Source organism: Enterobacter hormaechei ATCC 49162, from assembly GCF_001875655.1.
GTDB lineage: Bacteria > Pseudomonadota > Gammaproteobacteria > Enterobacterales > Enterobacteriaceae > Enterobacter > Enterobacter hormaechei.
The window spans coordinates 3793722-3806883 of the sequence record NZ_MKEQ01000001.1 but is presented as its reverse complement, the minus strand read 5'-3'; the positions used below and the strand labels follow the sequence as shown (position 1 = coordinate 3806883).

11 protein-coding genes are annotated in these 13162 nt (G+C 57.8%); 1 reads left to right on the top strand and 10 read right to left on the bottom strand.

Annotated features, from left to right (window positions below; translation table 11 throughout):
* Nucleotides 1-42: 42 nt before the first annotated feature.
* From tar to BH712_RS18735, 6 genes are all read right to left on the bottom strand, one after another.
* Nucleotides 43-1710 (bottom strand): methyl-accepting chemotaxis protein II, encoded by a 1668-nt coding sequence (gene tar / locus BH712_RS18760; RefSeq protein WP_006811104.1) that lies wholly within the window; start codon nucleotides 1708-1710, stop codon nucleotides 43-45.
* A gap of 85 nt (nucleotides 1711-1795) precedes the next feature.
* Nucleotides 1796-2650, bottom strand: a complete 855-nt coding sequence (locus BH712_RS18755; protein ID WP_420890502.1) for a Csu type fimbrial protein — start codon at nucleotides 2648-2650, stop codon at nucleotides 1796-1798.
* A complete protein-coding gene (locus BH712_RS18750; RefSeq protein WP_006811106.1) occupies nucleotides 2598-5129 on the bottom strand; it encodes a fimbria/pilus outer membrane usher protein in 2532 nt (843 codons plus the stop codon). Before BH712_RS18750 ends, BH712_RS18755 begins: the two co-directional genes overlap by 53 nt.
* Nucleotides 5105-5866: a fimbrial biogenesis chaperone gene (locus BH712_RS18745; protein ID WP_006811107.1), complete on the bottom strand. Its 762-nt coding sequence runs from the start codon at nucleotides 5864-5866 to the stop codon at nucleotides 5105-5107. Before BH712_RS18745 ends, BH712_RS18750 begins: the two co-directional genes overlap by 25 nt.
* Before the next feature lie 16 nt (nucleotides 5867-5882).
* Nucleotides 5883-6431 (bottom strand): Csu type fimbrial protein, encoded by a 549-nt coding sequence (locus tag BH712_RS18740; protein WP_006811108.1) that lies wholly within the window; start codon nucleotides 6429-6431, stop codon nucleotides 5883-5885.
* 7 nt (nucleotides 6432-6438) lie between these two features.
* A complete protein-coding gene (locus tag BH712_RS18735) occupies nucleotides 6439-7011 on the bottom strand; it encodes a Csu type fimbrial protein (RefSeq protein WP_003859701.1) in 573 nt (190 codons plus the stop codon).
* Nucleotides 7012-7439: 428 nt separating this feature from the next.
* Between BH712_RS18735 and BH712_RS18730 the strand changes: the two genes are divergently transcribed.
* Nucleotides 7440-8699, top strand: coding sequence for a dicarboxylate/amino acid:cation symporter (locus BH712_RS18730; RefSeq protein ID WP_006811109.1), 1260 nt, complete (start codon nucleotides 7440-7442; stop codon nucleotides 8697-8699).
* A gap of 96 nt (nucleotides 8700-8795) precedes the next feature.
* Here the strand turns inward: BH712_RS18730 and cheW are convergent, their stop codons facing one another.
* The 4 genes from cheW to motA are packed head-to-tail and all read right to left on the bottom strand — an operon-like array spanning nucleotide 8796 to nucleotide 13152.
* Nucleotides 8796-9299, bottom strand: coding sequence for a chemotaxis protein CheW (gene cheW, locus BH712_RS18725; RefSeq protein ID WP_003859699.1), 504 nt, complete (start codon nucleotides 9297-9299; stop codon nucleotides 8796-8798).
* Between the two features lie 19 nt (nucleotides 9300-9318).
* Complete coding sequence (gene cheA, locus BH712_RS18720; protein WP_032673919.1) at nucleotides 9319-11334, bottom strand: chemotaxis protein CheA; 2016 nt, start codon at nucleotides 11332-11334, stop codon at nucleotides 9319-9321.
* Nucleotides 11335-11338: 4 nt separating this feature from the next.
* A complete protein-coding gene (gene motB / locus BH712_RS18715) occupies nucleotides 11339-12268 on the bottom strand; it encodes a flagellar motor protein MotB (RefSeq protein WP_003859697.1) in 930 nt (309 codons plus the stop codon).
* Nucleotides 12265-13152: a flagellar motor stator protein MotA gene (gene motA, locus BH712_RS18710; protein ID WP_003859696.1), complete on the bottom strand. Its 888-nt coding sequence runs from the start codon at nucleotides 13150-13152 to the stop codon at nucleotides 12265-12267. The genes motB and motA overlap by 4 nt, the downstream gene beginning before the upstream one ends.
* Nucleotides 13153-13162: the final 10 nt, after the last annotated feature.

Here is a 13162-nt window from a genome sequence, read left to right as displayed (position 1 = left end):
ACGCTCCCATCAAGCGGCAAGCAGCCGCGGTTTAATTGTCAGTCAAAATGTTTCCCAGTTTTCATCTTGTCCGGTCACCGCTGCGCGCGTACGTGTTGCCACGGGCGCCGGGGTTACTTCGCTGTACGCCGACCGCGAGCTGACCGTATTTGTCGTTTTTGAAGTAAGACGGAACGCCGAGACGGCCATTTTCAGGCGGCTCGCCTGGTCCTCCAGCGCAGCGGCCGCCGCAGCGGACTCCTGCACCAGGGCGGCGTTTTGCTGCGTCACACGATCCATTTCCGATACCGCCAGGGCGACCTGGTCAATACCACGACTCTGCTCATCCGATGCAGAGGCGATTTCACCCATGATGTCCGTCACGCGCGTCACGGCATTCACGATGTCATTCATGGTTTCACCCGCACTTTCCACCAGCACCGAGCCGGTATCCACGCGTGAAACAGAGTCTTCAATCAGGGCTTTGATCTCTTTCGCCGCATTGGCGCTGCGGCTGGCGAGGTTACGTACTTCGCCTGCGACCACGGCAAACCCGCGCCCCTGCTCGCCCGCGCGCGCCGCTTCAACGGCCGCGTTCAGCGCCAGGATATTGGTCTGGAAGGCGATACCGTCGATAACGCTGATGATGTCGGCGATTTTCTTGGAGCTGTCGGCAATGTCATGCATGGTTTTCACCACGCCGTCGACCACCCGACCACCGCGCTGGGCGGTGTCGGACGCGCTTTCGGCAAGCTGCGACGCCTGACGAGCGTTGTCGGCGTTCTGCTTCACGGTCGCGGTGAGCTGCTCCATGCTGGCCGCCGTCTCTTCCAGAGCGGAGGCCTGCTGTTCGGTGCGGGACGAGAGATCGTTGTTGCCCATCGCGATTTCACTTGTGCCGGTATAGATGGCATCCGCCCCCTCACGCACGTTGGCGACGGTATCAATCAGCGAACGCTGCATATGGTCGACGCTGGTTGCCAGTTCGGTGATCTCGTTGCGGCCAGACACGTTCAGCGTTTTCGTCAGATCGCCCCGGCCAATATCACGGATATGGGCGATGACGCGGCCAAGCGGGTTAAGAAGGATATGACGAATGCCGTACCACACGGCCACCAGGACGATAACCAGCGCGAGGGCAAGAACCGCCATCTGCCATTTCGCAAAACGGTAGTCGTTCTGGCTTTGCGTAAACGCGGAGTGATAAAGCTCGCCGCTGGCTTTGGCGTACTCGCCGAGTGCCGCGCCGAGGGCGTTCTGCATTCCCTGGGTCGGCTGCGCGAAATAGGCGTCCATATTGCCATTTTCCAGGAACTGCACCAGCTCCGTCAGCCCGGCGAAGTAGGCCTGATATTTTTCATCTATGTTCGCGCTCGCCTGCGCCATGGCGGGCTGAGGGGCGATTTTTTTGAAGGCGTCGTAGTGTTTCGCCGCGTCTGCCAGCGTGGCGCGCGCATTCTTCAGCAGTTCTGTTTTTGCGCTGCTCTGCTGGTTGTTCGGATCCATCATCATGCGGGCGGAAGAGCGGCTCAGGTTGATACGCGTCTGCAACATCAGATCCCAGGTCGTGGTCAGCTCGCTTTGCTGCATCCGCAAATCGTTCGAGGCCGCGAAGCTGTCCTGGTTCTGTTTTAACGACGAGAAAAAGAGGCCGCCAGAAATAAGCTGAAGAAGTGCGAAAATGACCAGCACCATCATAAGCATTGTGACAACGCGGATACGGTTCAACATACAACACCTTCTCATAGATTGATTAACGGTGTTATCGGCACAGGCCACAGGAACTTTACATTTGCGAAAGGGAAAAGCGTGGAGGTCAGAATGCGACGTCGACAATCAGCGTGTCGGTGTAGGTTCCGGCAGGCGGCGTGGCCTGGCTGGTGAGGACCTTAGCGGTGTAGTTGTAGGTGCGTAAAAGCCCGTCCGTGCTGACCTGCGATGAGCTGGCGCTGGCCCAGCGCTCGCTGCCGCTGCCACCCCAGCGGTTGCTGGTCGCCTCTTTGTAAATGTCGTAACTCATGAAGTTGCTGCCGCTGACCATACGACGCACGTTGTTCAGGGCGTTTGCCCCATTGTTAATGCCTATGGTGTAGGTGCTGCCCTTGGTGCAGGTGACGGCGACCGACTGTGAAACGGTGGGGAAATTTTGCACCAGCGGCGCGCTGTTAAAATTGACGTCCGGCGTGGTCATGGTGCTGCAATCATTGGTGACGGTCATGTTGAGGAGGATAGAGGTGGTTGCCGTGCCGGTTTGCGGGGTCAGGCACGCCCCGACCGCACCGATGGCGCACACGTTGTAGTTGATGCTGAACGTTAACAACACCTGGTACGGCCCGGCCGTGACGTTCTGCCCCATCACGGTCCGAAAATAAAGGGGAATGTTGTAGCGCCTTGAACCCAGCAGCCCGAGCAGGGTGTTTCCGCTCCAGGTGTAGGCTTTGCTGATTTGTACTTCACTGTTTCCGCCGCAGCCGGACGCCCCGCACAGGCGCGTGGGAATGACATCGGTGATAGCCGCGTTGTCCGTACGCTTCATGGTGGCACGGCTATTCGCGAAGACGGATGCCGACGTGTAATTCAGCGTCACCGAGTCGTTAGTTAACAGGTTGAGGACGGTATCACAGGTCACCACCAGCGTGCCCGTCGTTTCCACTTCCCCGGTGCCGCTCAGCGCGAACGAGGTGACGCTGCCAAACGAGGCATTGACCGTACTGACGGTACAGGCCGCCCAGCTGCCGCCAGAAAATAGCAGCAGGAGCGCAACGAACAGGCGTCTCCCGACAGGTCAGCGGACCGTAGGTTTGCAGCTTATGCTCAGGGTTTGCGCCAACGGTCAGCGTTGCCGTACAGCGTTTACCCTCCGGGGTGATGACCTCGAGCGGATTCACATCGTTGAGGTTTTCCAGCCAGGCGAGGCCGTCATAGCCGACAACGGCGCTGCTGCGGGAGGCACGTTTAACCTGGCTTCCCACCGGGATCGCATTGCCCTGCGCATCATGCAGGATGACGCTGGCAACCCGCTCCTGCTCCATCGGGAAATCCACCAGATAACCGTTATGCCGACGTATCGCCACCCGACGCTCGGTCTCTTTCAGCCGGGTATCCGCGGGTAAGTTCAGGGTGTCAATGCGGTAGCTTGCCGGATAATAGGCGGAAACGCCGCTCACCAGCAGATAGCCTTTGTTATTGGTTTTACCCACCGGCTGGTTCTCGTAGCTGACGGGAACATCCGGGTGTCCGTCGGTGCTGATCACCACAAACGCATCGTTGATTTTGTTCGCCGCAAACAGCTCACCGTCCATCAGCACGACAGACCCCATCGCCTCGCCCCACCAGGTCATCATGCCCTTCTCACCGTAGCCGCCGCCCTGTAGTTCAACGTTGTTATTCCGCCAGCCGAGTGTGGCCTGTTGATAGTCACTCGACCGCGACTGGTTGGCCCAGGCCATGTTCCAGCTAAAGCCGCCGTCAGACGGCATCGAGTGGTTGTAGTTAATGCGTTGAGTGCTGCCTGCGTCAGGGGTGTTTTCAAAGGTGACGGCGGCGCTGTCACGTTCGCCAAGGGGGACCTGCAACGACAGCGCAACCGTCCAGTCGCCCCGCTGCTGATCACGGCTGGCAGCCAGATAAATACTGCTTGAGCCCCACAGATTGCGGCTCCAGGAGAGGTTGAGCAGTTCCGTTTTCTGGCTGTCAAAACTCTCAACGCCGATCCATGCCGCGCCGATATTGCCGTATTCCCCGAGGTTAAAGGTTAAGGAATACTGGTCGGTATTGCGGCTCAGGCTGGCAACGGGGTTATCATTTTCATCATAAACGGTGGGCTGATCGTACAGGGCGAGGTTGCCGAAGCCACGATCGCGTCGGGTATGCTGGGTCGCTACGCTAAACTCGCTGGTGTTGTACTGATAGCCCCAGTTTGTCTGGCCGCCGCTATCGCCGCGCATGCGGCTTTGGGTCCAGGAGGTATTCACCACCCCAAAACGCCCGAGCTTCAGCACCGTGCCCGCGCCGCCGAGCGCCAGCGACTCCGCCCCTTCCGCGTGCCCCTCCAGCGTCAGCCAGTCGGTTACCCCGTAGCGATACGATCCGCTGCCCGCCGCCGGGCCATAGTCAAAATTCTCAATACCGTAGTTACGCCGCAGGCTGCCCAGCGTCACGGCGCCGTCGCTTAACCCCTGCTTCAGCAGATCGCTGGTGACATAAAATGGCAGCGTGGTACTCACCTGACGGCCCAGCGCATCGGTGGTAACCAGCACCGCATCCCCGGCACCGTTGATATACGGCAGATTAGTCAGGGTAAACGGCCCCGGCTGAAGGCGGGTGGAGCCGGAACGGTAGCCATTAATAAACAGATCGACCGAGGTCGGGACGGCCGCCTCGCCGGAAAACGCGGGCAGCGGCCAGGTCACCAGATCCGGACGCAGGGAGAAGTCGCGCCCGTAGCTGATCCCGCCCATGCGCACGCTGGTGCTCCAGCTCAGCGCATCGCTGATGACGTCCCCGGCGGTCCAGGTGGTGGCATCCTCCTCGTTGGTGATCAGAAACGTTGAGTCATAGCGCACGTACCCTTCCTGCTGCCCGCTGCTACCGGTGAAGTTCTGCCGGGCGTACCCCGTCGATGAAAACGAATAGTCCTCATTGAAATAGCGGAACTCATGCCACACCGACGCCTGGCCGCCCGTGTGCTCGGAATGGTTGGTATAAACGTCGTAATTGAGTAGCGCGCCGCGGCCATAGTGCGGTTTGCTTTGCGCGCTCTGTTCGCTGAACGGCGTAACCCGCGCGGCAACCCAGTCCCGGGGGACCGTCAGCAACAGGCGCTGGGCCGAGCTGTCATACTCTGCGCGTACCGACGAAAGCGTCGAGAGATTTACCTCTCCGGCAGGCACATGCGCGGGCGGTAGCCCGGCGCGGAGCAAATCCGCGCCCGAAATAAACCAGGCGCCCTCGCGTTGCGTCACCGGCACCACCAGACCTGTGTCATAGTGGTTCAGCACCAGGGCGAGCTGGAATACTGCTTCGCCGTTCATCGTCCGCGCATCCGGCGGCGGCGGTAAACTATCGTCGCCGGTTTCGGCAAAGGCGCTGGTACTGACGCAAAGCAGGATCATCATCGCCGGTTTCAGTTGACGGGCGTCGATTGCCATTGCGTATCCCTGGCATTAATTTGCGCGCTCATCCGATTCGGCTGATAAATGCCTGCCGGAAGCGGCCAGCTTCGGGTGCTGCCTGGCAGCACATAACCCAGCAGCCCCTCGGCAACCGTGCGCTTTTGCCCGCCCTGCTCAACCGCAACCTGGCTGAGCCGGACGTGTACATCCCCCTGATTGCTGACCTGAAGCGCGGGTTTCCCCTCCTCCTGCACGACCCGCCAGCTCAGCTGTTGGGTGTTCGCCAGCGCGTGGTGCGCCCCTTCGTTGAGGGTGGGGATCCCCTGCCCATAAACAAACAGGGGAATGGAATAGCGCATTTGCAGTTTGAGGCCCATGGACGGTTCCGCTTTGGCATCCGGCTGGGGAATTTCATCCACAATGATGCGGTAGGCCTGCTCAACCCCCGTCGGGATCGTCCCCTGCTTGATCAGGCGAATAAGCTGTTTACTGCCTTTGGCGATGGTCACGATCGGCGGGCTGGCGACCACATCCTGCTGGGCGGTGTAACGCTCGTATCCGCCCTCCTGTTTCCAGCGCACAATACGTACCTGCATTGTTGTGGCGCTGTTGCCCTGATTCTGGATCCACAACTCAGTTGCTCTGGCCTCTGCCGGAAGCCACGGATCGATGGGCCACAGAAGAATGGTTGCCGCTGCATGCGCCTGGCCCGTTGCCAGAGCCACCGCCCCCAACAGACCCACCAGGCCTGACCGCCTGAAAAATGGCTTCATCGATGTTCTCCCTTTCCTACCATGACAAGGTCACGGTGAGTTGATCTGAATATGTTCCCGGCAGGCTAAATCCCGTCAGGAGCGCGACGCCAAAAAGAGGCAGCGCGATGTTATTGCTGTTGGTATAGGTAATCGGTATTGCCTGGTTAACCCCAATTTCGCTGTTCGCCGCCAGAGAGCTGCTGCTGTAGAGCCGGTAACCGACCACTTCGGTCCCGCCTGAACGCGTCATCCGTCGCACCGAGCTGTAATTCTGGCCGCCGTCAATGGTCATGCTCAGCGCCACGCCCGGCGTGCAGGCGATGGACAACGCGCCGTCGGCGACAAAGCTGGTGCTGACCGGCGTGCTGTCCACGCCATTGCGGGTTCCAAAATCCAGCATCCCAAAGCGCCCGCCCGTGCCGGTGCTCACCGAGCATCCCGGTACTACCGTCGCGCTCACCCTGAAGGACTGGGAGGTCACCGCCCCGACGCCGGGGCTCATCATCAGCCCGACGATCAGGGCGAAAAAAGGGTGCACGACGCCCTCTGCGCTTTCGCGCAGACATAAACACAATGCCTTCATGGCTGAATCAGTAGGTGACGCTGACGTTAATCGTGTCGGTATAGGTTCCCGGTACCACCGTTACGCTATTGCCGCCGCCCGTTATGCGCCCGTAGAGGGTATAACTGTTCACCCCGCCCGCCGTGGAGGCAACGGGCAACGCGGCGTTGTTAGCGATCACGTTGTTGTACCCGCTATCGCTATAGAGGCTGTATGCCACGCCCTGTGCCGCATTGGCGGTGTTGACCAGATAGCGGGCAGGCGTTCCAGGGGTGCCGACAACGGTTCCGGGTGCGGTGGCGTTGGTGTTGCCGGTGATCGCCACCGTATAACTGGCAGTGGTACATTGAATGGTAAAGGTGTTTCCTCCGCTGGCCCCGGTTAACTGGGTTGTCAGGGTAGAGAATGTCGCAGGATGGGTCCCGAAATCGAGTGTCCCGAAGTTAATGCCGTTTTGCGTTGGCGAGCCGTTGATCAAACAACCGTTTGTCAGCGTCAGCGTTGCCCCGATAGTGCCGCTACTGGTGACTGCCAGCGCCTGACCAACGGTCGCCGCCGTCAGCAGCGTACCCGCGCAGATAAAAAGAAGTTTTCTTTTCATTTACCACCCTCCAGAAGAAATAATGGTTCGCTTGCCATATTTTATTCATACTGTTCAGTATGTTAGCCCCGCTTAAACATTCCCCGGCGCGGTTACTGAGAATTTAGTTTATGGTTAACGCTTCAACCACTTTCAGCGGATGGGAGAGATCACTCCTTCAGTTAACAGACCATTAACAAACATTACAAAGAGTTAGCAAAACAAAACGGGCATTATTCTTGCTTAGTCTGAGAATATATCGCCTGTAATGTGATCTGCATCACAATATATCGTCATGTTAAAAACAACGAATTTCATAAAAATTAAAAACAAGTTGTAACTCACGCAGCTTTACTTCAATTTATCCCCCGAATATTTTCCTGCGCTTAAATAAAAATTTTGTATGCATTGACGCAGGAAACTCTTTTAGCGCATAGAGGATTTTTTTTGTGGCAAGTGCAAATAAACTCACGCTCTTCATCGTGATTTTCATGCTGGCGGGTATTCTTTCAGGTGCGGCGATCCATGAATATGCGTCGTCCGATGCGATACAGGCCTGGTCGGAGAACATTACGCTGCTGACCGATATTTTCCTGCGGCTGATTAAGATGGTGATTGCCCCGCTGGTGTTCAGCACCCTGACGGTGGGCATTATGAAGCTGGGTGAAACGTCGACGATTGGACGCGTCGGGGGTAAAGCGATGGTATGGTTTATCAGCTCATCCGTGCTTTCCATTCTGGTGGGGCTGTTTATTGTTACCCTTGAGCAACCCGGCAGCGGCCTGAACCTGAGCATTCCGACAGAGGCGGTTGATACCGGCCTGGCCGTTAGCGGGATGTCACTGAAAGCCTTCCTGTCACACACCATTCCAACCAGCATTGCCGGCGCAATGGCGAACAATGAGATCCTGCAAATTGTGGTCTTCTCAATGTTCTTCGGCATTGGCGGCGCGTCATTAGGCCAAAAATTCAACGCCCCGCTGGTGGCGGCGCTGGATGTGGTGTCACACATTATGCTTAAAGTGACGGGCTACGTGATGTACGTTGCGCCGCTGGCCATTTTTGCCGCGATTTCGTCCGTGATTGCCACCCAGGGTCTGGGCATTTTGCTGAACTATGCCTCGTTTATTGGCGGTTACTATGTGGCGATCCTCCTGACCTGTCTGGTATTGCTGGCGGTAGGTTACATGGTGCTGAAGAAAGAGATTTTCCGGCTGGTGGCGATGCTGAAGGATCCGGTGCTGGTGGCGTTTACCACCAGCAGTTCAGAAGCGGCGTACCCTAAAACCCTGGAGCAGTTAGCGCGCTTCGGCTGTTCACGGAATATCGCCTCTTTCGTCCTGCCGATCGGCTACTCGTTTAACCTGGTCGGCTCGATGGTGTACTGCTCGTTCGCCTCGATGTTTATCGCCCAGGCGTACAACATTCACCTGAGTTTCACCGAGGTGACGGTGCTGATGTTAACGCTGATGCTGGCCTCGAAAGGGATTGCGGGCGTACCGCGCTCGTCGCTGGTGGTGCTGGCGGCAACCATTCCGAGCTTTAACATTCCGGTGGCCGGGATCCTGCTGCTGATGGGTATCGACCATTTCCTGGATATGGGGCGGTCCGCCATTAACGTGCTGGGGAACGGGATTGCAACGGCGATGCTGTCGCAGAATGAAGGGGCGCGGGAAGCGGAAGCAGCGCTGGTGGGGCAGGAGGCGTAAGGATACAAACAAGCCGGGTGGCGGCATCGCCTTACCCGGCCTACGAATGGCTCGAACACGTAGGCCGGGTAAGCGTCAGCGCCACCCGGCTTTGTTTTATGCCACGTGATTCGCCGCGATATCCAGCAGCGCCATCTCTTCGCTGTTCAGCAGCTTCTCAATATTTACCAGAATCAGCATACGCTCGCCGAGCGCACCCAGCCCCGTCAGGTATTCCGTCGACAGCGTGACCGCAAACTCCGGCGCAGGACGGATTTGATCGGCTGTCAGTGACAGCACGTCAGACACGCCGTCCACGACGATCCCCACCACGCGCTGCCCCAGATTCAGGACAATCACCACCGTGTTATCGTTGTACTCCACATCGCCCTGGCTGAACTTCACGCGCAGATCCACGATAGGCACAATCACACCGCGCAGGTTGGTCACACCCTTGATAAACGCTGGCGTGTTCGCGATGCGCGTTACCTGGTCGTAACCACGGATTTCCTGCACTTTCAGGATGTCGATACCGTACTCTTCATCACCTAAAGTGAAAACCAGGAATTCCTGCCCAGATGGCTCGCCCGCCAGTTTCGTTACGTTACTCATACCGGTCATGTTATTACCTTTTACTTAATCAGGCGGCTGTGTTCGCCACACGTTGTTCACGATTTAATCCCTGAAGTGCCGATACATCGACGATCAGCGCGACGCTACCATCACCCAGGATGGTGGCAGCAGAGATCCCCGGCACTTTGCGGTAGTTACTTTCCAGGTTCTTAACCACCACCTGATGCTGACCAATCAGCTGATCGACCAGCAACGCGTAGCGGCGTCCGGCGCTTTGCAGGATCACAACGATACCCTGCGTGGCCTCGGTTTTTGCCCCGTCCACTTCGAACACTTTCCACAGTTCCACCAGCGGCAGATATTCGCCACGCACTTCAAGTACGCGCTCGCCGCCCGCCAGCGGGTGCAGATCTTCTTCGCGCGGCTGGAGCGATTCCATCACCGCGTTCAGCGGCAGAATAAAGACTTCGTCCGCCACTTTAACGGACATGCCGTCGAGGATCGCCAGCGTCAGCGGCAGCAGGATACGAATTGTGGTGCCCGCGCCCTGCTTAGACTGGATCTCAACGTGACCGCCCATCTCCTGAATGTTACGTTTCACCACGTCCATGCCCACGCCACGACCAGAAACGTCGGTGACCTGCTCTGCGGTTGAGAAGCCCGGGGCAAAAATCAGCATGCCCACTTCTTCGTCGGTCATGTTTTCGTTGACCGCCATCCCCTGCGAAATCGCCTTCGCCAGGATGCGCTCGCGGTTCAGCCCCGCGCCGTCATCGGTCACTTCGATGCAGATGTTGCCGCCCTGATGTTCCGCTGACAGGATCAGGTTCCCCACCGGTGATTTACCGGCAGCCACGCGGTTTTCCGGCAGCTCGATACCGTGGTCGAGACTGTTACGCACCAAGTGCGTTAACGGGTCGATAATGCGTTCAATCAGGCTCTTGTCCAGCTCGGTAGAGCTGCCCATTAGCGTCAGTTCGATCTGCTTGTTGAGCTTACCGGCCAGGTCGCGCACCAGACGCGGGAAGCGGCTGAAGACATATTCCATCGGCATCATGCGGATGGACATCACCGATTCCTGCAAATCGCGGGCGTTACGTTGTAACTGGCCCATGCTGGTGATGAGATCGCCGTGGGTGACCGGGTCCAGTTCGTTGGATCGCTGGGCCAGCATTGACTGGGTGATCACCAGTTCACCGACCAGGTTGATCAGCTGATCCACTTTCTCTACCGCCACGCGAATGCTCGTGGATTCGCTGGAACGCGCCGCCGGTTTTTCACCGCGGGCCGGAGCAGCCGACTCTTTAGGCACGGCTTTCAGTGCAGGGGCAGCAGGGACCACCGCCGGAGCTTTTTCTGCCGGAGCAGGCGCTTGCGCTTCTGCGGTCGCTGCTTCAGTTTCAAACGCAATCTGATCCGCTTCAATCACGAAGCACAGCACCGCCACGATGTCATCCTGGCCGATCCCGTCGTCGAGCGTCGCGGCCAGGCTGTCTTTGCCCTTCACCACGTTGCTGAGCGTCGCCAGATTACCCAGCTCCTCTTCCAGCAGGTCGACCTCGTTCTCTTTCAGACGTGACAGCACCACACGCAGTTTACCTGCGGGCGCATCAGGCGCCGTATCGGGTTCGGCTACGGCGTCAACAACGCTCAGTTTTGCCGCAGGGACAACGGGCGCAGACGCCTCACCTTTGGCTTCCAGCGCTAACTGACGCAGCGCGTTGCAGATGTATTCAAAGCTGGCGGCATCAGGCTCTGCCGAACTTTTATAGGCGTCGAGCTGTTCCTGCATAATATCTTTCGTTTCCAAAAACAGGTTGATAATGTCGGTATTGAGCTGCATCTCACCGCGTCGTGCTTCATCCAGCAGGTTTTCCATTAAATGGGTGGTTTCCTGCAAAATGGTAAATCCAAACGTGCCGGCGCCGCCTTTAATGGAATGCGCCGCACGGAAGATGGCATTGAGCTGTTCTGAGTCCGGTGCCTCGGGCACCAGATCCAGCAAGTGTTGCTCCATATCGGCCAACAATTCGTCGGCTTCATCAAAGAATGTCTGGTAAAAATCGGTAATATCCATGCTCACGCTATCACCTCGGATTGGCTGGTGGCGATGTTGGAACGGCAGCCGAAGGGACGGCCCCAGGCTGTTTTAAATCGTCCAGTGACTCATTCTGACTTTCGGCGTTTTCATGCAGGATGGCCTGCTCCGCCTGCTGGTTCAGCACTAAAAGACTGATACGACGGTTGATGGCGTCATCCGGCCCGCGGTCGGTAAGGCGCATGGTTGCAGCCATGCCGACCACGCGCAGGACCTTGCCATCATCAAGCCCACCCGCCACCAGCTCGCGACGCGAGGCGTTGGCGCGATCGGCAGAAAGCTCCCAGTTGCTGTATCCCTTTTCTCCCGTGGCGTACGGGAAATCATCCGTGTGTCCGGACAGGCTAATGCGGTTAGGAATACCGTTCAGCACCGGTGCAATCGCACGCAGAATATCGCGCATATAAGGCTCCACGTCGGCGCTACCGGTTTTAAACATCGGTCGGTTCTGGCTGTCGATGATCTGAATTCGCAGCCCTTCCTGCACGAGGTCGATCTTCAGATGCGGGCGCAGCGCGCGCAGTTTCGGGTCCGCTTCAATCAGCTGATCCAGGTCACCGCGCAGTTTTTTCAGGCGCGCCTGCTCCATCCGTTTTTTCAGCTCGTCGATGTTTGGCTGTTTTTTGACTTCGCCCTGCTGCTGGGTGTAATCATCACCGCCGCCAGGGATCGGGCTGTCGCTGTTCGAAATGCGTGGCCCGCCGGTGACCGCCGTCGCCAGCGGCGTTCTGAAATATTCCGCAATCTGAATAAGCTCTTTCGGGCTGGAGATGGAGATCAGCCACATCACCAGAAAGAAGGCCATCATGGCGGTCATAAAGTCGGCGTACGCGATCTTCCAGGAGCCGTGAGAACCGTGCCCGTGCCCCTTATGCTTGCGCTTTTTTACGATGACGATCGGATGGGACTGGTTTTTCATGCGTCCTCAGTTGTCGTCTGTTGGTTTGGGTTTTTCACCGCACGCACGTGCTCTTCCAGTTCGATAAACGACGGACGTTCGCTGGAATAGAGCGTCTTACGACCAAATTCGACGGCGATCGGTGGCGCGTAACCGTTGAGGTTTGAGAGCAACGTAATTTTCACGCACTGCATCATTTTGGTGGTTTCGGCGCTCTTCTGGCGCAGCACGCTCGCCAGCGGGGAGATAAAGCCGTAGGCCAGTAAAATACCGAGGAACGTCCCCACCATCGCGTGGGCAATCAGCGCGCCCAGTTCAGCCGCCGGGCGATCCGCCGAGGCCAGGGCATGCACCACGCCCATGACCGCCGCCACGATCCCGAAGGCCGGAAGCGAGTCACCCACCAGCGCCAGGCTGTTAGCCGGCACTTCAGATTCGCTCTCGTGGGTTTCGATCTCTTCGTCCATCAGGGCTTCAATTTCGAAGGTGTTCATGTTGCCGCTGATGATCAGGCGCAGGTAATCGACGATAAAATCGAGCATCATCGCGTCGGCCAGAATACGCGGGTAGCTGGCGAAAATTTCGCTCTCTTTCGGGTTTTCGATGTCCCGCTCCAGCGAGAACATCCCCTGCTGACGTGACTTCGCCATCAGGCGATAGAGCAGCGCCAGCAGATCCATATACATGCTTTTGGTGTATTTTGAGCGACGAAACAGCAGCGGAATCGCCTTCAGCGTGCCCTTGATCGATTTACCGTTGTTACCAACGATAAAAGCCCCTACCCCTGCCCCGCCGATGATGACAAGTTCAGCCGGTTGATAGAGTGCTCCAAGGTGCCCGCCGGTCATCATGTAACCGCCGAAAACTGTACCGAGAACTACCAGGTAACCTAATAAGATAAGCACGACATCATCC

Bases quoted from the DNA above. Each gene is read 5' to 3' on its own strand.
- tar (WP_006811104.1), bottom strand. From the start codon at position 1,710: ATGTTGAACCGTATCCGCGTTGTCACAATGCTTATGATGGTGCTGGTC.
- BH712_RS18750 (WP_006811106.1), bottom strand. From the start codon at position 5,129: ATGGCAATCGACGCCCGTCAACTGAAACCGGCGATGATGATCCTGCTT.
- BH712_RS18745 (WP_006811107.1), bottom strand. From the start codon at position 5,866: ATGAAGCCATTTTTCAGGCGGTCAGGCCTGGTGGGTCTGTTGGGGGCG.
- BH712_RS18740 (WP_006811108.1), bottom strand. From the start codon at position 6,431: ATGAAGGCATTGTGTTTATGTCTGCGCGAAAGCGCAGAGGGCGTCGTG.
- BH712_RS18735 (WP_003859701.1), bottom strand. From the start codon at position 7,011: ATGAAAAGAAAACTTCTTTTTATCTGCGCGGGTACGCTGCTGACGGCG.
- cheW (WP_003859699.1), bottom strand. From the start codon at position 9,299: ATGACCGGTATGAGTAACGTAACGAAACTGGCGGGCGAGCCATCTGGG.
- motB (WP_003859697.1), bottom strand. From the start codon at position 12,268: ATGAAAAACCAGTCCCATCCGATCGTCATCGTAAAAAAGCGCAAGCAT.